Origin of the sequence: Pseudomonas sp., from assembly GCF_026224925.1 — a bacterium.
Classification (GTDB): domain Bacteria; phylum Pseudomonadota; class Gammaproteobacteria; order Pseudomonadales; family Pseudomonadaceae; genus Aquipseudomonas.
This window is the reverse complement of record NZ_JAMFRV010000647.1, coordinates 1-19,352: the sequence shown is the minus strand read 5'-3', so window position 1 is coordinate 19,352 and position 19,352 is coordinate 1. Positions and strand designations below refer to the sequence as shown.

General features: G+C 56.7%; 15 protein-coding genes. 2 read left to right on the top strand and 13 right to left on the bottom strand.

The window, feature by feature from the left end; genetic code table 11:
* Positions 1-285: 285 nt before the first annotated feature.
* The 5 genes from M0974_RS26915 to M0974_RS26895 all read right to left on the bottom strand — a co-directional run bounded on the left by M0974_RS26915 (position 286) and on the right by M0974_RS26895 (position 5,805).
* Entirely contained in the window at positions 286-1,452 is a 1,167-nt protein-coding gene (locus M0974_RS26915; protein ID WP_297844332.1) for a lactonase family protein, read from the bottom strand.
* Between the two features lie 171 nt (positions 1,453-1,623).
* Positions 1,624-1,920, bottom strand: coding sequence for a DUF5629 family protein (locus M0974_RS26910; protein ID WP_297844330.1), 297 nt, complete (start codon positions 1,918-1,920; stop codon positions 1,624-1,626).
* 90 nt (positions 1,921-2,010) lie between these two features.
* The gene (locus M0974_RS26905; protein WP_297844328.1) at positions 2,011-3,336 is read right to left on the bottom strand and encodes an MFS transporter; all 1,326 of its coding nucleotides are present in this window, start codon (positions 3,334-3,336) and stop codon (positions 2,011-2,013) included.
* Positions 3,337-3,449: 113 nt separating this feature from the next.
* Positions 3,450-4,442 carry an AraD1 family protein gene (araD1, locus tag M0974_RS26900; protein WP_297844325.1) on the bottom strand — a complete coding sequence of 331 codons (993 nt, stop codon included), beginning with the start codon at positions 4,440-4,442 and terminating at the stop codon, positions 3,450-3,452.
* A gap of 25 nt (positions 4,443-4,467) precedes the next feature.
* Positions 4,468-5,805: an MFS transporter gene (locus M0974_RS26895; RefSeq protein WP_297844322.1), complete on the bottom strand. Its 1,338-nt coding sequence runs from the start codon at positions 5,803-5,805 to the stop codon at positions 4,468-4,470.
* 214 nt (positions 5,806-6,019) lie between these two features.
* Between M0974_RS26895 and M0974_RS26890 the strand changes: the two genes are divergently transcribed.
* Both M0974_RS26890 and M0974_RS26885 read left to right on the top strand, forming a co-directional pair.
* On the top strand, positions 6,020-7,762 hold the full coding sequence (locus tag M0974_RS26890; protein ID WP_297844320.1) for an IlvD/Edd family dehydratase: 1,743 nt from the start codon (positions 6,020-6,022) through the stop codon (positions 7,760-7,762).
* Between the two features lie 264 nt (positions 7,763-8,026).
* Complete coding sequence (locus M0974_RS26885; protein ID WP_297844316.1) at positions 8,027-8,749, top strand: FadR/GntR family transcriptional regulator; 723 nt, start codon at positions 8,027-8,029, stop codon at positions 8,747-8,749.
* Positions 8,750-8,857: 108 nt separating this feature from the next.
* On the opposite strand, the gene M0974_RS26880 is transcribed toward M0974_RS26885, so the two are convergent.
* The 8 genes from M0974_RS26880 to M0974_RS26845 all read right to left on the bottom strand — a co-directional run bounded on the left by M0974_RS26880 (position 8,858) and on the right by M0974_RS26845 (position 19,181).
* The gene (locus tag M0974_RS26880) at positions 8,858-11,245 is read right to left on the bottom strand and encodes an RND family transporter (RefSeq protein WP_297844312.1); all 2,388 of its coding nucleotides are present in this window, start codon (positions 11,243-11,245) and stop codon (positions 8,858-8,860) included.
* Positions 11,246-11,270: 25 nt separating this feature from the next.
* On the bottom strand, positions 11,271-12,299 hold the full coding sequence (locus M0974_RS26875; protein WP_297844309.1) for a YCF48-related protein: 1,029 nt from the start codon (positions 12,297-12,299) through the stop codon (positions 11,271-11,273).
* Positions 12,300-12,627: 328 nt separating this feature from the next.
* The gene (gene pepN, locus M0974_RS26870) at positions 12,628-15,285 is read right to left on the bottom strand and encodes an aminopeptidase N (protein WP_297844306.1); all 2,658 of its coding nucleotides are present in this window, start codon (positions 15,283-15,285) and stop codon (positions 12,628-12,630) included.
* 56 nt (positions 15,286-15,341) lie between these two features.
* Complete coding sequence (locus M0974_RS26865; protein ID WP_297844304.1) at positions 15,342-16,172, bottom strand: DUF2797 domain-containing protein; 831 nt, start codon at positions 16,170-16,172, stop codon at positions 15,342-15,344.
* On the bottom strand, positions 16,169-16,429 hold the full coding sequence (locus M0974_RS26860; protein WP_297844301.1) for a DUF1315 family protein: 261 nt from the start codon (positions 16,427-16,429) through the stop codon (positions 16,169-16,171). The genes M0974_RS26865 and M0974_RS26860 overlap by 4 nt, the downstream gene beginning before the upstream one ends.
* A gap of 27 nt (positions 16,430-16,456) precedes the next feature.
* A complete protein-coding gene (locus M0974_RS26855; protein WP_297844298.1) occupies positions 16,457-17,323 on the bottom strand; it encodes a rhomboid family intramembrane serine protease in 867 nt (288 codons plus the stop codon).
* On the bottom strand, positions 17,320-18,291 hold the full coding sequence (locus tag M0974_RS26850; protein ID WP_297844293.1) for a metallophosphoesterase: 972 nt from the start codon (positions 18,289-18,291) through the stop codon (positions 17,320-17,322). The genes M0974_RS26855 and M0974_RS26850 overlap by 4 nt, the downstream gene beginning before the upstream one ends.
* Positions 18,291-19,181, bottom strand: coding sequence for an NAD(+) kinase (locus tag M0974_RS26845; RefSeq protein ID WP_297844289.1), 891 nt, complete (start codon positions 19,179-19,181; stop codon positions 18,291-18,293). Before M0974_RS26845 ends, M0974_RS26850 begins: the two co-directional genes overlap by 1 nt.
* Between the last annotated feature and the right edge of the window lie 171 nt (positions 19,182-19,352).

Below are 19,352 nucleotides of genomic sequence, written 5' to 3'. Positions count from 1 at the left end.
GGTCTGGGTGATGCTGGATTTTTTCTGGCAGATCTCAACACTGGCGCTGGCAGGCAGAACGACGGTGGCAGAGATAGCGGATGCTGCGATAACAGAGAAAAGATTGAAGTTCATTTTCGTAAGCCTCGATGTTCGGTTTGGATAGCTGCCGTTTCAGGCCGTTGGACCAAACTTACGCCCGCACCATCGATGTCAGAAATGCTTTTTACTACTAGACCTTATCAATTCAATTAATAATGGCTGCAGCCCTTGTCATACGTGGGCTGCAGCTTTAGCTACCTAGTACTATTTGGTGAGAAAGCGGAAGTCCGAGGGCGAATCGAAATCCATTTTCTGCACGGTATCACCCAGCAGACCGGTTTTTGGATCAACCCGAACGGTCACGATCTGGTTGCTTTTCTGGTTCGCAATCAACATGAAATGCCCGCTTGGGTCGATGCTGAACTCGCGTGGTTCAATGCCTTCAACGGAACGGCGTTGAATCTCTTTGAGCTTACCGCTGGACGAATCGATGGCGAACACCACCAACTCATTCACGTCGCCACGGTCCACAACATAGAGGAATTTGCCATCGGCAGAGCTGTGCAGCCCGCCGCCGCCGACTTTCTGCTTAACGCTTTTATCGGACAAATCCAACAGCTGCGTACGTTTGAAAACCCCATCATGGTAGTCAAACGACGCTACTTGCCCGGCCATTTCCAGGGTCAGGTAAGCATGTTTAGCGTTGTTGCTGAACAACAGGTGCCGAGGGCCACTGCCTGGGGGTAAGTCCACCGAAGGGGTTTTCGCCGGCTGCAGAGGTTGCGGGCCTTTGCCGGTGTAATGAAAGACGAACAGCTTATCGGCCCCCAAATCACTGGCAATTAAATATTTGCCGTCGGGTGATCCTACAGCAGAGTGCACGTGAGACGACGCCTGTCGCTCAGGATCAACCTTGCTGGCGGGGTGAGTCAGGGTTTGCGAGACGTCCGAGAGTTTGCCGGACTTGTCCACCGGCACCACCGCCAGCACGCCACCTGGATCAGGGTGCACGGCGTAGTTGGCCACAAACAGGAAGTGCCCATCCGCGCTCAAACTGGAATGGGTCGGCTCGTCGCCTTTACTGTCGACTTGGTTGATCGGGGTCACTTCGTGGCTTTTGCCATTTATCGCAAAACTGCTGACCTTGCCGACGGTGTCAGTTTGTCCCGGCCCATTTTCATTGACCGCGAACAGCAAGCGCTGGTCTTTGGAAAGGGTCAGCCAAGAGGGGTTTTCACTTTTGATGACTTGCCGCGGTGTCGCGTCGATCTGCCCGGTTTTGCTGTCAAACCGGTAGCGATAAATACCTTCGCTTTTGCCTTGGGTATAAGCACCCACCAGCAGATCGTAATCAGTCATGTTTTGCGCCAGGACAGGGAAAGCAGTGAGGCCGCTGGCCATTACCAGCCAGGGCAGAATTTTACGGTTCATGGGCATCTCTCTGGTTATTAGGCTTGTTGGGCGCCGCACGCGGTCAATATTGACCTCCGCTGTAAGACAGCGCCTTCCATCAACTAGTTTTACCGCGCCTTCGCGTATTGCCAGATATTGCCGCCGAACCGTCACACTGCTTGCCATTGTCGGCGTCAAACTCGGGGACGATCAGTCTTGCTCAGCAGCGTCTTCGTTATCGTCATCGTTGTTGTTCGGGGTGAATGCATCAAGGCACACCAAACGGTGATCGGCATTTCCGTCGGTCAGCACCCAGCTTTGCAATTGAGCGTCGAAGGTCGCGGCTTCAACCTGGGCAAGGGTGAACTTCCACACTTTGCGCTCACGGCCGTCAATGGCCTCTATGACCAGTTGAGTCTCGTTTAGCGAATATTCGAAGGCGTGCAGGCCGTCGATTTCCAGCATGTTGGGCGCTTGCAGGATTGTAAGAAGTGTTGGAGTGGTCATGGAAAATATCGCCTGAGTAAAGGCGCGAATTGTACTGTAGGAGTGATGTCTGAACCACTCAGGTCGGACAGCCTACCGAAAGATTGAGGATCAATCATGCACCGTCTCACGCACGTAATACCTTGCCGGTATGCCCCAGATAATCAAAGCGGTGGACACCAGAGTTACTGCGGCTAAGACATACAAGGCGGGCGTCGCGGTGCCGGTCAGGTCTTTGATGCGTCCGACCATAAACGGCGCAATCACCCCGCCCAACTGGCCTAAAGAGTTGATCAGCGCAATGCCCGCTGCAGCCGCCAAGCCACTGAGAAAGCGTGGCGGGATGGTCCAGAAAATCGGCATCCAGGCGATGATCCCGGTCAGGATCATGCTCATACCGATCATCAACGGAACGAGTTGCCCAGGGTACGCCGCGCAGACCAGATAACCCGCTGCGGTCAATACCGAGCAACCGGCCATGTGCCAACGTCTTTCACCGCGTCGGTCGGAGCTGGCGCCCACCAACAGGTTGCCGATCACCGCGATAACATAAGGAATGACGGTCAACAGACCAATGTCCAAGGTGTCCACCACGCCCGCCGTTTTAATAAGCTGCGGCATCCAGAACAGCACCCCGGTCAAGGCCATCACCAGACACAAGTAAATACCGGACATGACGTAGGTGGTCGGGTGCTTCCAGATATCGGCGAACCCCTGTGACGATACGGGCTTGGCTTCCTTGGCCATACGCTCGCGCATCACCTGTTTTTCTTCGGCATTCAGCCACGGTGCGTCTTCGATACGGTCGCTCACCAGCCAAAACACCAGACCGCCGAGCAGGATCGATGGAATACCTTCCAGCAGAAATAACCAGCGCCAACCCTCCATTCCCAGTGCGCCGTCGAAATGACCGAGGATTAAACCGGCAATCGGGCCGCCAACAATCCCACACAAACAAATCGAACTTTTGAAGTAGGAATTAACCCGTGCCCGCCGATTGCTCGGGTACCACTGGGTGAAAAAATACAACACACCCGGGACGAAACCGGCCTCCATCACACCAATCAAAAACCGCAGGGTGTAGAACCAGAATTCACTGTTCACGAACATCATGCAGGCAGACGTGATGCCCCACGTGACCATGATCCGCGCGATCCAGACGCGCGCGCCGATCTTGTGCAGGAGCATGTTGCTCGGTACTTCGAACAGAAAATAACCGACGAAGAACAGGCTAGCGCCCAAGCCGTACACGGTATCGCTGAAGCCGAGGTCGCTTTGCATCTGCAATTTGGCGAAGCTGATGTTCACCCGATCCAGATACGCGAATAGGAAACAGGCGATAAACAGCGGGACAATCCGCCAATTCACTTTGCGGTAAATAGCGTCTTCGAGCGACCCGGTATATAGCCGTTCGATGGGAAGGGTGTCAGCGGTCATGGCGCACCTCGTTCTTGTTATAGGTGCTCTCGGTCAAGCCTGTTCCCACCCAACGAGTGGAAACAGGCCTGCCTACGAAAGCTTGACGCGGTCTTGCACAATTGTCTGTAGAGCTAAAGCGCTTTCACCTGGCCCGGCTCGAACACCGCGTCAACCGGTGCGATGCCATTGATCAACGGCGCACCGAAATCGGCCTGGCTGATTTCGAACTGATCGCCTGGCTGGGTGCGTATGCCGTCAGCAAACGACAGCGTGGCGGTGCCAAAGAAGTGCACGTGCACATCGCCCGGGGTGAGGAACTGGTTGTATTTGAAGTGGTGGTATTCGAGGTTCTCGAAGCTATGGCACATGTTGGCCTCGCCGCTGAGAAACTCTTTTTCCCACAGGACTTCGCCATCGCGGCGAATACGGCTGGTGCCCGCAAGATTTTTCGGTAATTCGCCGACCCGTAATTCCGGGCCGAACGAACAGGCGCGTAACTTGGAGTGAGCGAGGTACAGGTAGTTTTTGCGCTCCATGACGTGATCGGAAAACTCATTACCGATGGCGAAGCCCAAGCGATACGGTTTGCGGTCATGACCAATGACGTACAAGCCACTGAGTTCTGGTTCTTCGCCGGCGTCTTCGGCGAACGGTGGCAGCGGAAAAGCCTGACCAGGACGCACAATAATGCTGCCGTCGCCTTTATAGAACCATTCAGGTTGCACGCCGGCCACACCCACCGCCGGTTTGCCGCCCTCCAGCCCCCATTGGAACATGCGCATACTGTCCGTCAGCGAGGAATCGTCCACTGCGTGCTGGTGCATTTTGTCCCGAGTAGACGCGCTGCCCAAGTGCGTCAGGCCGGTGCCGCTGACCAGCACATGGGCCGGATCGGGATGGTCTAGCGGTGGCAGAATTTGCAGGTCCTGCAGCAGTTGCGCGTAGTCATGATTGGCGCCCAGGCCTTGGCTATCGACTTGCTGTACCAGACTCACGCCGGCCTCAATGGCGGCCAACGCCAGTTCACGGACGCTGTCGGCGCCCAACACTTCGTGCACGCGATCACTGTCGACCACACCAACGCGACGCTGACCGTTGCTCAATTCGAACTGTACTAAACGCATATTCATGCTCCTTACTGGGCAGGATTCAAGGACGACTGGCCGGCTGAGCCCTTTGGTTGCGGGCGCTGGCGGAAAACTCAGAGGGTGCCAAAGCGTGTTTTCGCTCCAGCAGACGATAAACAACGCCGGTCAGGACCAAGCCGAACAGCATCACGCCGGACAAGAAGTACAGGCCCGACGCCAGGCTACCGGTGTATTCCTTCAACGCACCGATGACGAACGGTCCGATATAGCCACCGAGGTTGCCTACCGAGTTGATTAACGCGATACCGGCCGCCGCGCTGGCACCGGCGAAAAAGCGTCCCGGTAAGGTCCAGAACACCGCAGTGCAAGAAAATAGCGAAAACGCCACCAGACATAACGCGGCCAGTTGCATCACCGGCATCGTCAGCCAAGCACTGAAGAACAAGCCGATGGCACCCAGCACATACAGCACCGCCAAGTGCCCGTATCGATCATTTAAGCGATCGGAACTGCGCGGGATAATGAGCAAACCGATGATGCCGAAGATGTATGGCACGGCCGAAACAAAACCGGTGGTCAAGTCGCTGCCGCCGAACTGTTTGATCAACGTCGGCAGCCACAAACCCAAACCATAAATGCTCAAGGTGACTGGCAGATAGAACAACGCCAGCAGCAACACGCGTTTGTCTTTAAGCGCGTGCAGCGGGTTGCCGTGGCGGGTCTGGCCGTATTCTTCGAGGTCCTTTTTAAGCTCACCGGCCAACCAATCCTTCTCTGGCTGATCCATCCAGTTCACTTGCTTCGGACCGTCCGGCAACCAACGCAGTACCGGCCATGTCAGCAGAATCGCCGGAGTGCCGATGACGATGAACAACCATTGCCAGCCATGCAGACCGAGCACGCCGTCCATGCCCAACAGGCCGCCAGAAACTGGCCCGGTGATCATCATGGCGATGGGTTGCGAGAGGATAAACAGCCCGAGAATTTTGCCGCGATGGCGAACCGGGAACCACTGAGTGATGTAGTACAGCACCCCAGGAAAGAAACCCGCTTCAGCCGCGCCGAGCAGTAAACGCATGGCATAGAAGCTGTGCGGTCCCTGAACGAACGCCATACCGATAGTGATGGCGCCCCAGGTGATCATTATTCGCGCGAACCAGCGGCGCGCACCAAAGCGTTCAAGCATCAGGTTGCTGGGGATTTCCAACAGGAAGTAGCCGATGAAAAACAGACCAGCGCCCAAGCCATAAGCGGCATCACCGATACCAAGGTCCGCGCCCATGTGCAGCTTGGCGAAGCCCACGGCGGAGCGGTCGACGTACGCGACCAAGTACAAAAGGATCAGAAAAGGGATCAGTTTCAGGGTGATGCGACGTATAAGCCTGAGTTCCTGGCTCATAAAAGCGGTCTCCAGTTATTGTTTTTATGGAACCTCTGGGGCTCGCCTCTGCGCGTTGATGCCCGATAAATGCGGCATTTTCGACAGGGTCGTCCCTCAATGAAAACCGACTATATAGTATTACTATTTGAGCTACAACACTTCCAAAACCACGCGATAAGGCTTACTTTAGCCTCAGAAAAAGCCATTAAGTCTTACAATAAGAGTGCTGCTCATGTCTGACATGCCTGATAAAAAATCTACCCTGCGTTCTGCCCAATGGTTCGGTACCGCCGATAAAAACGGCTTCATGTACCGCAGTTGGATGAAGAACCAGGGCATTGCCGACCATCAATTCAGCAAACCGATCATTGGCATCTGCAACACGTGGTCGGAGCTGACCCCGTGCAACGCGCATTTCCGCACCATCGCCGAACATGTGAAACGTGGTGTGATCGAAGCCGGCGGTTTCCCGGTGGAATTCCCGGTGTTCTCCAACGGTGAATCCAACCTGCGCCCAACCGCCATGTTCACCCGCAACCTGACCAGCATGGACGTTGAAGAAGCCATTCGCGGAAACCCCATTGATGGTGTTGTGCTGCTGACCGGCTGCGATAAAACCACCCCTGCCTTGCTGATGGGCGCAGCCAGTTGTGACATCCCGGCCATCGTCGTCACCGGCGGCCCGATGCTCAACGGCAAGCACAAAGGCAAAGACATCGGCTCCGGCACGGTGGTCTGGCAGATGCATGAAGCCTATAAAGGCGGGCAGATTACCCTCGACGACTTCTTGGCAGCAGAAGGCGACATGTCGCGTTCGGCCGGCACCTGTAACACCATGGGCACCGCCTCGACCATGGCCTGTATGGCCGAAGCGTTGGGCACGTCGTTGCCGCACAACGCCGCGATTCCGGCCGTCGACTCCCGCCGTTACGTACTGGCGCACATGTCCGGCATGCGCGCAGTCGAGATGGTCAAAGAAGACTTGCGTCTGTCAAAAATCCTGACCAAAGAAGCCTTCGAAAACGCCATTCGGGTCAACGCGGCCATTGGCGGTTCGACCAACGCGGTGATTCACTTGAAAGCGATTGCCGGGCGTATCGGTGTCGAGCTGGACCTCGATGACTGGACGCGCATGGGCCGTGGCATGCCGACCATCGTCGACCTGCAACCGTCGGGGCGTTTCTTGATGGAAGAGTTTTATTACGCCGGCGGTTTGCCTGCGGTGCTGCGTCGTCTTGATGAGGCCAACCTGCTGCCGAACCCCAATGCCTTGACCGTTAACGGCAAAAGCATTCGCGACAACGTCAAAGCTGCACCGATTTATGGTGAGGACGAAGTGATTCGCGCGCTGGACAACCCGATCCGTGCTGACGGCGGGATCTGCGTATTGCGCGGCAACCTGGCGCCGCTGGGCGCCGTGCTCAAACCATCGGCGGCGACTGCCGAACTGATGCAGCACCGTGGCCGGGCGGTGGTGTTCGAGAACTTCGACCACTACAAAGCGCGGATCAACGACCCTGAATTGGACATCGACGCCACCTGCGTCATGGTCATGAAAAACTGTGGACCGAAGGGTTATCCGGGTATGGCCGAGGTCGGCAACATGGGCCTGCCGGCAAAACTGCTGGCACAAGGTGTGACCGACATGGTGCGTATTTCCGATGCACGCATGAGCGGCACCGCTTATGGCACAGTGGTGCTGCACGTCGCACCGGAAGCCGCAGCCGGCGGACCGTTGGCCGTGGTGCAAGAAGGTGACTTCATCGAACTCGACTGCGCCAGCGGTCGCTTGCACCTGGACATCTCCGACGCCGAACTGGCAGCGCGCCTTGCTGAATGGAAGGCACCTGAAAAACTCATATCGGGTGGCTATCGTCAGCTGTACATCGACCATGTGATGCAAGCAGACCAAGGCTGCGACTTCGACTTCCTGGTCGGCTGCCGTGGCGCAGAAGTGCCGCGGCATTCGCATTGATTGACCCGAGAAATTAGGATCATACGCATTGCTTGGGCGGTCCGAGATCCGGTGGGAGCGAACTTGTTCGCGAATTTTTAGGCGCTGCGGTATATCAGCTATACCGCGTCAGCTTCTTCGCGAACAAGGCTACGCGCCCCGGTTGCTCCCACAGAGATCTCCAAGCCTGTAGACCGAATTCATTCGGGAAAGGCCCACCACGGTGTTTAGCCCGGCGCAATGCTATGATTCGCCGCATTCAAGCTCAGGATCGACCCGCGCCTCATGGATTACCGTAAGCCTTCCGCCCGCAAAAGCATGCACGCCCGTATCGTTCAGGAGATCGGCATGCAGATTGTCTCCGGCCGCTTCAAGCCCGATGACAAACTGCCTGCCGAGGCGACCTTGTGCGAGGAATATGCGGTCAGCCGACCGGTGCTGCGTGAGGCCACGCGGGTGTTGGTCGCCAAAGGTCTGGTGTATTCCCGACCGCGGGTCGGCACGGTGGTCAAGCCGCGACGTGAATGGCATTTGCTCGACCCGGACGTGCTGCATTGGGTTATGCAAAGCACACCGCAAAATGAATTCTTCAGCCTATTGACCAGTGTGCGCAGCATCATCGAACCCGCTGCTGCTGCCCTCGCCGCCCAGCATGCGACGGACGAAGACATCGCTTCGATCAGTGAGGCGTATCAGCGCATGGACGCTGCGACGACGCCCGAAGAGCTGTTGCAGCCAGACCTGGATTTTCACAGCCGAATCGCCGATGCGACACACAACGACTTGCTAGCCCACTTGAGCAACATGTTATCGCTGGCACTGCGTGAAGCGTTGAAACACTCCAACCAGCGGCCCAACCTGCATGAGCTGGCGATGCCGCGTCACAAGGCGATCCTCACCGCCATCGAAAACCGCGACGCCCTCGGCGCAAAGCACGCAACCCTGGTGCAATTGGATGACGCGAAAAATGCGCTGAAGCTGGTGTTGGGGCAAGATCCCGAGAGTTGACCTGAGACACCGCGTTGCCCCATTCGCAGGCAAGCCTGCTCCCACAGGTTTTGTGCCATACCGCTATCCTGTGAGAGTTGGCTTGCCGACGAAGCTTGTAAAACGCTATCAATGAGAAAACAACGAGTGCCCAACCTGCCCAGCCATTTTCTCTGGCTTGATCAAGAACCGTGCGATGGCCGGTAGCAGCCAGATCGCACCGAACATGTTCCACAACAACATGAAGGTCAGCATCAGGCCCATGTCAGCCTGAAACTTGATCGCCGAGAAGATCCAGGTGCACACCCCAATCGCCAGGCACAAGCCGGTAAACAACACCGCTTTACCGGTGGATTTGAGCGTCTCGTAATACGCCTCTTGCAGTGGCAAACCGGCGCGAAGGAAGGTTTCCAGGCGGCTGTAGATGTAAATCCCGTAATCCACCCCAATCCCCACACCCAGCGCCACCACCGGCAGTGTCGCAACTTTCACGCCGATGCCCATGAACGCCATCAGCGCGTTGCCCAGCACCGAGGTCAGTACCAGCGGCAAGATGATGCACAAGGTTGCCGCCCACGAACGGAAGGTGATCATGCACATGGTCGCCACACAGACGTAGACCAGAATCAGAATCGTCAGCTCCGACTCTTTGATCACCTCGTTAGTAGCCGCCTCAATGCCCGCGTTGCCCGCCGCCAAGAGGAATTGCAAACCCTCACGGTCGTTAGCCTTGGCGAAGTCTTTCACTGCATTCACCGCGCGGTCGAGGGTTTCGGCCTTGTGGTCATTGAGGAAGATCAGCAGCGGTGCCAGGGAACAATCGTTGTTGTACAGACCATCGGCCCGGGCGATGGAGTTGTTCAACACGTCCTTGTTGCGCGACAGCGACTCCCATTTCAGGTTGCCCTCGTTCATGCCCTTGATCATCTGCTTGGACACGGTCACCAGGGAAATCGCCGATTGCACGCCGAGGGTGTTCTCCATCTTCCAGGTCAGCTCGTTGATCGCCGACATCGTGGCATAGGCCGAGCAACCCTCAGGCGGGGTCTTGACCATCACCACCAGCACGTCAGAGCTGGTGGAGTAGTTGTTGATGATGAAACGGTTATCGTTGTTGTAACGCGAATCTGGTCGCAGCTCTGGCGCGCCTTGATCAAGGTCACCGATTTTCAAATTCTGGCTGTACCAAAGGCCGCCACCGAACGCCACCAACGCCAAAACAATGGAGACCCGAGCGACTTTAGGATTGGCAAAGTTCGACAACAGGCGCCAGAACTTATGCTCACGTACCGCATCCGCTTTACTGCGGCTGATCGCTTTTCTGCTGATCCCCGCGTAGGAAATCGCCACGGGTAGCAGGATCAAGTTGGTAAACACAATGACTGCGACACCTATCGAGGCGCCGATGGCCAGCTCGCGGATCACGCCGATATTGATGATCAACAAGGTGATGAAGCCCACGGCGTCGGCAAGAATCGCGATCATTCCCGGTAAGAACAATTGGCGAAAGGTTCTTCTCGCAGCCATCAGCGAGTTTTCGGCATCGCTGGATTGCAGGGCAATACCGTTGATTTTCTGCACGCCGTGGGAAATGCCGATGGCGAAAATCAGGAATGGCACCAGCATCGAATACGGGTCCAGGCCGAAGCCGACCACGTGCATCAAACCCAATTGCCAGACCACCGCAATCAGCGTGGTACTCAACACCGCGACGGTGCTGCGCACACAGCGAGTGAACCAGATCAACGCCACCAAGGTGATCAAGAACGCGACACCGAAGAACATCACCACCATGATCAGACCATCGATCAGGTCACCGACCTTCTTCGCGAAGCCGACAATGTGCACTTTCACATTAGGGTTTTGCGCCTGAAACTTGTCGCGAATTTTTTCTTCGAGTTCATGGGAGAACTGCCGGTAATCCAGGGCAAGTAATTTGCCTTGATCTTTGGGGTCCGGGTACGCCTCCAAGAGCGGAATTTCCACCACGCTCGACTTGAAATCGTTGGCCACCAGGCGGCCGACCTGACCGGATTTAAGAACATTGTTGCGCAACAAATCTAGGCTGTCGTCGGAGCCGTTGTAGCTCTGCGGGATGACCTCACCACCAGCGAAGCCCTCTTCGGTCACTTCGGTCCAGCGCACGTTCGGGCTCCACAACGACTTCATCCCCGAGCGATCAACCCCGGAGATGTAAAACACCTCGTCGTTGATTTGGCGCAGGGTCTCCATGTAATCCTTGGTGAAAATATCGCCCTTCACCGCTTCTACGGAAATCCGAACGGTGTTGCCCATGTTGGACAGGTCGTTGCGATGTTCGAGCATCTTCTGAATGAACGGATGCTCAAGCGGAATCATTTTTTCGAAGCTGGTAGAAGGTCGGACCAGAGTCGCTTGATAGAACAGAAAAATACTAACCACCAGGCAAATGAAGATCACGGCCGGGCGATGATTGAAGATCAAATTTTCGAGCCATGTAGGCTTGGTCTGGGGCGTCAGGGGCTGGTGATTGGTCATGGGAAATTCCTCGCCTTAATAGGTCTTATTGTTGGACCAGCTCTGCGCCGGTGGGCGAGGTAACGTGAACACCGCCTTGGCCTACCAAAATCAGATCACCCTTGTCATCGACGGTCACCCCGGACAGTGAAATTCGATCAAGACGATTACTCACCACGAACGTTTGGCCATCATCGCTGCTGCGCATGATGCTGCCGCCGTTACCTACGATAACCAGCGATCCATCTGGCAACAGCGACGCGCCGGACAAACCAAATTCCAGCGGACCACGTGCGCCCTTCAGTTTGATGGTGGCCCAGGTATTACCAAAGTCAGTAGAACGCAGTAGGTTGCCGCGCAGCCCATAGGCCAGCAACGTCGCCGGTTCGGCGGTGCCTATGACCCCGAACAGCGAACCCTGATAAGGACTGTCTACGTGTTCCCAGGTGAGTCCGTCATCCGCAGAACGGAACATGCTGCCCTGCTCCCCCACAATAAACAGACCGGAATCCTTCACGTAAGCGATGCCGTTGTAGTGGAACTGGTCCTGGTTATCGATGCGATCGCTGACATCTGCCCAGTGCGCACCGCCATCGGTGGTGGTCAGCAGTACACCGTAAGCCCCTACCGCAAAACCGGTGCTGGCGTCCTTGAACCACAGATTCAGCAGCGGCGCTTCGCGCTTGAGGTCTTCAAACTGTTTGATCCAGGTCGCGCCACCGTCAGTGCTGGCAAGAATCTGCGCATCGTGGCCGACGGCCCAACCGTGTTTGTCATCAACAAAAAACACCGCTGTCAGCAACTGCCGACTCGGAACGCTAGCCTGGGTCCAGGTTTTCGCTTGGTCATCGGAGTACAGAATGTGTCCCCGGTCGCCCACGGTTACCAGACGTGTGCCGGCATGGGTGACACCGAGCAACAGGCTGCGAGGCGAGCGTGCTGACGGGATAGAAAAATCAGGGTTTTCGGCAGTGGCTTGGGCGCAATACACCGGTGTGCAAAATGCAAACACCGAGAGCACGCTAAATACCGTTAGTGCTGTCGCCAGGGTGCGCCGGTTTACAGGCTCACTCATAGACTATTCCCCTTATTATTGTTATTAGGTCGACCTACAGGCTATACCACGCAACGTGGTGCAAACGCTCTAGCAGAAGTCTTTCGGAAGCAGCCGTATCCTAGCCAGCTTTGGAAACGTATGACAATCGACATGACGTTATCTTTTGTTAAGCCGAAGTGGATTGATGATGGGGTATATGTTTGGTTGATTGGCCAGAAGTGTCAGGGGAGGTGATCTTTAGAAGAACACGCTGTCGCGCCGCAAACACGAGAGTCGGGCGCAAATCCCGGTAGGAGCGAACTTGTTCGCGAAGGCGGCGTGTCTGGCACGCCGCCAAACTGGGCAATTACGCCAGGCTTTTGCTCACGACTTCAAACACGTCGCTCGACAGGTCGCCGGAGGCACGGATGCGTTCCAGTTCGCCTTTCATCAGGGCCTGGCGCTTGCTGTCGTATTTGCGCCAGCGGGTCAAAGGCGCCAATTGGCGTGAAGCGATTTGCGGGTTGAACGCGTTCAGCTCAATCACCAAATCCGCCAGGAAGTGATAACCCGAACCGTCTGCGGCGTGGAAGTTGATCAGGTTCTGACCAGCAAACGCACCCACTACCGAGCGCACTTTGTTCGGGTTTTTCATGTTGAACGCAGGGTGCTTCATCAGCGTCTTAACCCGCTCCAAACCACCTGGCAACGTGCTGCCCGCCTGAACACTGAACCACTGGTCCATGACCAACGGGTTGTCTTTGAAGTTCTCCGCAAAGGTCGCCAGCGCCTTGGCTTTTTCTTCAGCGAACGGCGAGTTAACCAATACCGCCAAAGCCGTCAAACGCTCGGTCATGTTGTCACTGGTGTCGAACTGCTCAAGGCATGCCGCCAACACGTCTGGCTTGCCGCTGAGCATCAAGTACGACAGCGCGATGTTTTGCAGGCCGCGACGGGCAAAATGCTCGGCTTCGGCCACGTAAGGCGTGGTTTTAGACAGCGCACGATTCGCTTGATAACGTGCCCACAAACCATCGAACAATGCGCTGGCCAATTGCTTGCGAGCGAATTCACGGGCGGCGTGGATCGCGTCCACATCAGCAATTTCGCTGATTTCAGTCAGGTAAGCCTCGCCCGGCAACGACAGCATCTCAGCCACCATGGCCTGATCAAGCTGATCGTTAGCCAACAGGCTGCTCAACGCCGTGACCAAACGCTGATCAAGTACCAACTCCTGACCTTTCTGGTATTGGCCAATCAACTCTTGCAGCACTTGTACCGAGAGTTGCTGACCCGCATCCCAACGATTGAAGCCGTCGCTGTCGTGCTGCATCAGGAACATCAGTTGGTCGCGGTTGTACGGGAAGCTCAATTTAACCGGTGCCGAGAAACCGCGCAGCAACGAAGGCAACGGCTGTTCAGCGATGTCGACGAAGGTGAAGGTCTGTTCTGCTTCGGTGACCGAAATCACTCGAGTAGTGCCGACAGCTGCCGCTTCGCCCGACAAGCGCAATGGCAGTTCCTTACCGGCCGCGTCCAACAAACCAAGTTCCACCGGGATCACGAACGGCAGTTTTTCATGCTTGTCCGGGGTGGCTGGGCAGCTTTGACGGAAGGTCAGGCTGTAGGTTTTTGCCGCGCTGTCATACGCCTCGCTGACCGCCAAACGTGGCGTGCCAGCCTGGCTGTACCAACGTTTGAATTGCGTCAGGTCAACACCGTTGGCGTCTTCCATGGCTGCGATGAAGTCATCGCAGGTCACGGCCTGGCCGTCATGGCGTTCGAAATACAGGTCGCTGCCTTTGCGGAAGCCTTCGGTGCCGACCAAGGTCTGGATCATGCCGACCACTTCAGAGCCTTTTTCGTACACGGTCAAGGTGTAGAAGTTGGAGATTTCGATGAAGCCATCCGGGCGCACGGCATGGGCCATGGGACCTGCGTCTTCGGCAAACTGGTGCGTGCGCAGGTAAGCCACGTCTTCGATGCGCTTGACCGTGCGCGAGTTCATGTCGGCGGAGAAGCCAGAGTCGCGGAATACAGTGAAGCCTTCCTTGAGCGACAACTGGAACCAGTCGCGGCAGGTCACGCGGTTGCCCGACCAGTTGTGGAAATATTCGTGGGCAACGATTGCTTCGACCCGCTGGTGCGCGGCATCGGTGGCGGTTTCGGCGCGGGCCAGCACGGCGCTGGAGTTGAAGATATTGAGGCCCTTGTTCTCCATCGCGCCCATATTGAAGTCGTTGACCGCAACGATCATGAAGATGTCCAGATCGTATTCGCGACCGTAGGTTTCTTCATCCCAGCGCATGGATTTTTTCAGGCTGGTCATGGCGTGCTGACACTTGTCGATGTTCTCTGGCTCGACGTAAATGCGCAGGGTGACGTTGCGTTGGCTCATGGTGGTAAACGTGTCTTCAACGCACCACAAATCACCGGCCACCAGCGCAAACAGGTACGCCGGCTTCATGAACGGGTCTTCCCACGTTGCCCAATGCCGGTCGCCATCTTCCGGACCGCTGGCAATCGGGTTGCCGTTGGACAGCAGCACCGGAAAGCTGTGTTTCTCGGCGCTGAGCGTGGTGGTGAACTTGCTCATCACGTCCGGGCGGTCGAGGTAATAGGTGATCTTGCGGAAGCCTTCAGCTTCGCACTGAGTGCAAAACATCCCGCTGGATTTGTACAAGCCTTCCAGGGCGGTGTTGGTTTCCGGGTGGATACGCACCGAAGTGTCGAGGGTGAACTGTTCGGCTTTAGGCTGCACTGTAAGGTGATCAGGTGTCAGCAAGTAATCGGTGGTGCCTAGCTCCGTGTCATCGAGCTTGAGCGTCAGCAACTCAAGCAACTGACCGTCCAGCACCAGCGGTGGCAAGCCCGCACCGCGTGCAGGGTTGCGGCGCATGACCAATTGCGCATGGACCAACGTGTGGTCGTCGAACAACTCAAAGGTCAGGTGCGTCTCGTCAATGAGGTACTCAGGCGCCTGATAGTCTTTGAGGTAAATCATTTTCGGTTGTTCTGTGCGCATGCTGGAATCCCCTTACTGGTGCGCGTCCTTGCGGGGCGCGCCTAGTGATTCAATGACTAGTGATGCACGGCCAGTTGGTAAGCCGTGTATTTACGAATGTTGATGACGCCGGTGTCGAAAATCAGGTACTGGCCCTTGATCCCCAAGAGCGTGCCTTCGGCAATCGGGTTTTTATCCAGATTGAAGCTGACGATCTTGGCGGGATACGCCTCGACCGGGTAACGAATATCAACGGGTTCAACGTCATGCAGGAGTTGGATGGCGTGTAGGCCGAATCGTTCTTGCAGCCCCAGCAAACCTTCGCTGCAGGTGTCGAACAGTTGCTGACGAACTGCTTTCAAATCAACCGGGGGCGCATCGCCCTTGAGCAATGCACGCCAGTTGGTACGGTCGGCCACTTGGCTGCGAAATAGGTCTTCGACGAACCCGGATTGCTGGCGGGTTGCTACGCGGGCGATGGGCAGCCCCTGAATCGCACCTTGATCGAGCCAACGGGTCGGCAACTGGGTACCGCGGGTGATGCCGACTTTGACCCCGGAAGAGTTGGCCAGGTACACCACGTGCTCGGTCATGCAGAATTGCTCGCCCCACGCTGGATCGCGGCAGGTGCCGTGTTCGTGGTGACATTTTTCCGGGCTCATGATGCACACGTCGCACTGGGCCAGCTTGGTCATGCACGGGTAGCAATAACCCTGGCTGAAACTGGTTTTGGTCTTGCGTCCGCAATGGCTGCAATGAATCGCACCCAAGTATTCCAAGCGGACTGTTTTGCCAATCATTGGGTTGACCGGAATCTCCGTATCGCCCAGACGAAAACCGTACTGCACGGTCGGCGCGTCCAAACGCACCGACATTTTGTTGACTGCACCGCGACCAATCTCAATCAATGTAGGGAATCCGACTTGAACAGTATATTAGGCACCGGCGCTGATTTCGATGCGCACTCTTGCGGGCCCATGTAGCCGGTGCGTTGTTCTTCCGGCAAGTTCTGAACTTCCCAGGCAATTAACGCCTGTAACGACAACTCACGTTGCTCTTGGGACAACTTGCGGCCGTCGGACCACTTACCGATTTCTACGGCCAATTTCAGGCTTTCGTAGATATCCGGGGTAATGTTTTCAATCATTTCGACGAAAGAGGACATGTCACTCTCCAAAGTAGTTGCGCGATTTTAGCGATTACGACGGGCTAACGCACCGCCCAATAGTCCTGTAATGCAACCGATGATCAGCCCACCCACATGCGCGCCGTTGGCGATGGCACCAAAGCCCAGCATGCTGACCAGGCCGGAAATACACAGCACCAGCCACACCAGCATCATCACCAGTACGCCGCGTGGCAGACGGTAAATAGGGTTCGGCGCCAGCATCTGATAGATCCAGCAGTGACCGAGTAACGCATAAAGAACGCCCGACAACCCACCAAAAAGGGTCGGACCGCTGTACCAATACTGCGCGTAGTTAGAGACTGCGCTGAACACTAGGGTCAGGCCGAGCAGGTGCCAACTGCCCTGACGCAACTCGATCCGTCGTCCCAACTCCCAGAACCACATGCCGTTCATGGCCAAGTGCAGGATGCCGAAGTGCACCAGCATCGGCGTAATAATGCGCCACCACTGCCCAGCAGCGAGGCTGTCGGCCAGCGGGGTGAACTGGATGTAATCGCCGTGCACGCTGAAATTAAGAAAGGTCAGCCAGCTCAGGCTTTCAAGGTTGTCACCAAACAAAGTGATACCCGCAACGATCAGGCTCAGCAGCAGTACCGATGCCGTGACCGGGCTGTTACGCAGTTGCTGGACGAAGCCAGGCGCGACGTAGGCAGTGCTCTCCGGGGCCGGTAATTCGTAGGACGGATCGCCCTCGGGGAAGCGTTGATACAACGAGCGAATGTCCTCGGCCAACTGCGGATTAGGCACCCACAGCACTTGTTCGCCACCGTTTTCAGTGACGCGATGGGGCACGCGCAAGCGCTGCAACAGGCTGACAAAGCCACTCAAATCGGTGGTCAACGGCAGACGAAATACAGCAACAGCACTCATTGCGAAGCCTCGGGACGTTCAACGTCGACCCAGACAAATTTATGCGGGTCGATCTGGGTTTCCTGGTCCAGCCGATAGGCGACCAGTTTGCCGTAAAGCACGGCGCTGTAATCCAGACAGGCCAGGTTCGGCCGAATCGGCGCGGGATGGCCGCTGCGCCAGTAATGCCCGACAAACAACATCGGCTCGGTGCTGCCATAGCGCAGCAAAGCGTTCTTTTCGACAGAGGTTAACGGCGTTTTTGCCACCAGGTCGGGCAATGCATCCGGCTGAAACACCACGTCACCGTAGGTTTGCGGATCGTCTTCCCAGAATTTGGTGCGAAAGAACGCCCGGGTCAGGCCATCGCCGCCGGTCAGCGTCAAGCCATGGGGCAAGCGCATGTCGGTGCCGCGTAACAAGCGATCAAACACGTTGCTGGCAAAACTGCCTGGCTCCGCAGACGCTTGAACGAAGGCCTCGTCTATACAACCGTCGCTGTGAACGGCGCGCAACGGCGCGATCAAATCCGCGTCCCAGCAGGCATGGACCATGCGGAAACGTCCGGCGTCGATGAACACTGGCAGCTCGTAGAACCACGCCAGAAAATCTTGCCAGTCCGCCGGATGCTGCTCGAACTGGCTCAGGGTTTCACCCAACAGCCGCCCATGACGCGGCGTGTGTTCACGCACGAATTCTTTGCCGCTGCCGGGCAGCGCGGGCGTGCTCCAGCCCAACGCATTGAACTCGTGATTGCCCATGATGCAGCGCGCCTGACCCGCTTCAACCATGCCATGGACGATGTGCAGCGCCTCGCGAATCCGTGGACCGCGATCAATGATGTCGCCCAGAAACAGCGCCATGCGTTCAGGATGGCGCCATACGCCGCCCAGAAAGCGGTAACCGAGGGTGTCGAGCAAGTGCTCAAGCGTATGGGCACATCCGTGCACGTCACCGATCAGATCATAGCCACGCGCGGGATCGAGCATCAGTCGCCTCCACCACCGAGCCGGCTGCCCCAGCCAAGCTTGGTGCGGCAGACTTCGTAATAATTATGATCGAGGGGGTGGATAAGTCGCAGTTTTTGCGATTTTTTGCTGACGGTGACGGTGTCGCCTGGCGCGCAAGTGAAGTGATTCTGCCCGTCGCACGAGACCTGTGGATAGATCTGCATGTCTTTGGCCACGACGATTTTCAGCTCGCTGTTGCCGTCCACCACAATCGGCCGACCAGACAAGGTGTGCGGGTACATCGGCACAATGACGATGGCGTCGAGTTTGGGGTGCATGATCGGGCCGCCCGCCGACAGCGCGTAGGCAGTCGAACCGGTGGGTGTGGCAACGATCAGTCCATCGGCCTTTTGGCTGCAGACGAACTGGCCGTCGATGTACAGCTCGAACTCGATCATGCGCGTCGATTTGCCGGGGTGCAGGACCACATCGTTCAACGCATCGCCTTGGCCGATGGCTTCACCGTGGCGGCGTACTTCGGCCTGCAACAGGAAGCGATTTTCCACCAGGTAATGGCCGTCGAGCACTTCAGCGACTTTCACTTCCAGTTCGCCGGGGCGGATATCGGTGAGGAACCCGAGGCTGCCACGGTTGATCCCCAGCACCGGTACATTGTGCCGGGCCAAGGCCCGCGCTGCACCCAGCATGCTGCCATCACCGCCGACGACGATCACCATGTCGCAAACTTCGCCGAGCATTTTGCGGGTCGAGGTTTGCAGGCCATGGCCCGGAAGGACTTCGGCGATGGTGTCTTCGAGGATCACGTGCATGTGCCGCGCAACAAGAAACGCCTTCAACCGGCGCACGGTATCCAGCACCTGCGAACTGCCAAGTCGACCAATGATGCCGATATTGCGAAATTGCTCCATGGGGCTCCTGCGGGGTTCGATGCGACTCTAAAGAAGACGATTATGGGCGAAAGGCTGGGGTAGCGGCAAACCAACAAAAATATTTGTCGGCACCGAGTGCTCTCTGTGGGATCGAACTTGCTCGGGAAGCGGGCCGCGCGGTCTGTCTGAGATACCGCGTCGTTTCCTTCG

Excerpts from the sequence above, each read along its gene's own strand:
- pepN (WP_297844306.1), bottom strand. The coding sequence starts at position 15,285 with ATGCGCACAGAACAACCGAAAATGATTTACCTCAAAGACTATCAGGCG.
- M0974_RS26875 (WP_297844309.1), bottom strand. The coding sequence starts at position 12,299 with ATGAGTGAGCCTGTAAACCGGCGCACCCTGGCGACAGCACTAACGGTA.
- M0974_RS26855 (WP_297844298.1), bottom strand. The coding sequence starts at position 17,323 with ATGAGTGCTGTTGCTGTATTTCGTCTGCCGTTGACCACCGATTTGAGT.
- araD1 (WP_297844325.1), bottom strand. The coding sequence starts at position 4,442 with ATGCGTTTAGTACAGTTCGAATTGAGCAACGGTCAGCGTCGCGTTGGT.
- M0974_RS26860 (WP_297844301.1), bottom strand. The coding sequence starts at position 16,429 with ATGTCCTCTTTCGTCGAAATGATTGAAAACATTACCCCGGATATCTAC.
- M0974_RS26915 (WP_297844332.1), bottom strand. The coding sequence starts at position 1,452 with ATGAACCGTAAAATTCTGCCCTGGCTGGTAATGGCCAGCGGCCTCACT.
- M0974_RS26845 (WP_297844289.1), bottom strand. The coding sequence starts at position 19,181 with ATGGAGCAATTTCGCAATATCGGCATCATTGGTCGACTTGGCAGTTCG.
- M0974_RS26905 (WP_297844328.1), bottom strand. The coding sequence starts at position 3,336 with ATGACCGCTGACACCCTTCCCATCGAACGGCTATATACCGGGTCGCTC.
- M0974_RS26910 (WP_297844330.1), bottom strand. The coding sequence starts at position 1,920 with ATGACCACTCCAACACTTCTTACAATCCTGCAAGCGCCCAACATGCTG.
- M0974_RS26880 (WP_297844312.1), bottom strand. The coding sequence starts at position 11,245 with ATGACCAATCACCAGCCCCTGACGCCCCAGACCAAGCCTACATGGCTC.
- M0974_RS26885 (WP_297844316.1), top strand. The coding sequence starts at position 8,027 with ATGGATTACCGTAAGCCTTCCGCCCGCAAAAGCATGCACGCCCGTATC.
- M0974_RS26850 (WP_297844293.1), bottom strand. The coding sequence starts at position 18,291 with ATGCTCGATCCCGCGCGTGGCTATGATCTGATCGGTGACGTGCACGGA.
- M0974_RS26890 (WP_297844320.1), top strand. The coding sequence starts at position 6,020 with ATGTCTGACATGCCTGATAAAAAATCTACCCTGCGTTCTGCCCAATGG.
- M0974_RS26895 (WP_297844322.1), bottom strand. The coding sequence starts at position 5,805 with ATGAGCCAGGAACTCAGGCTTATACGTCGCATCACCCTGAAACTGATC.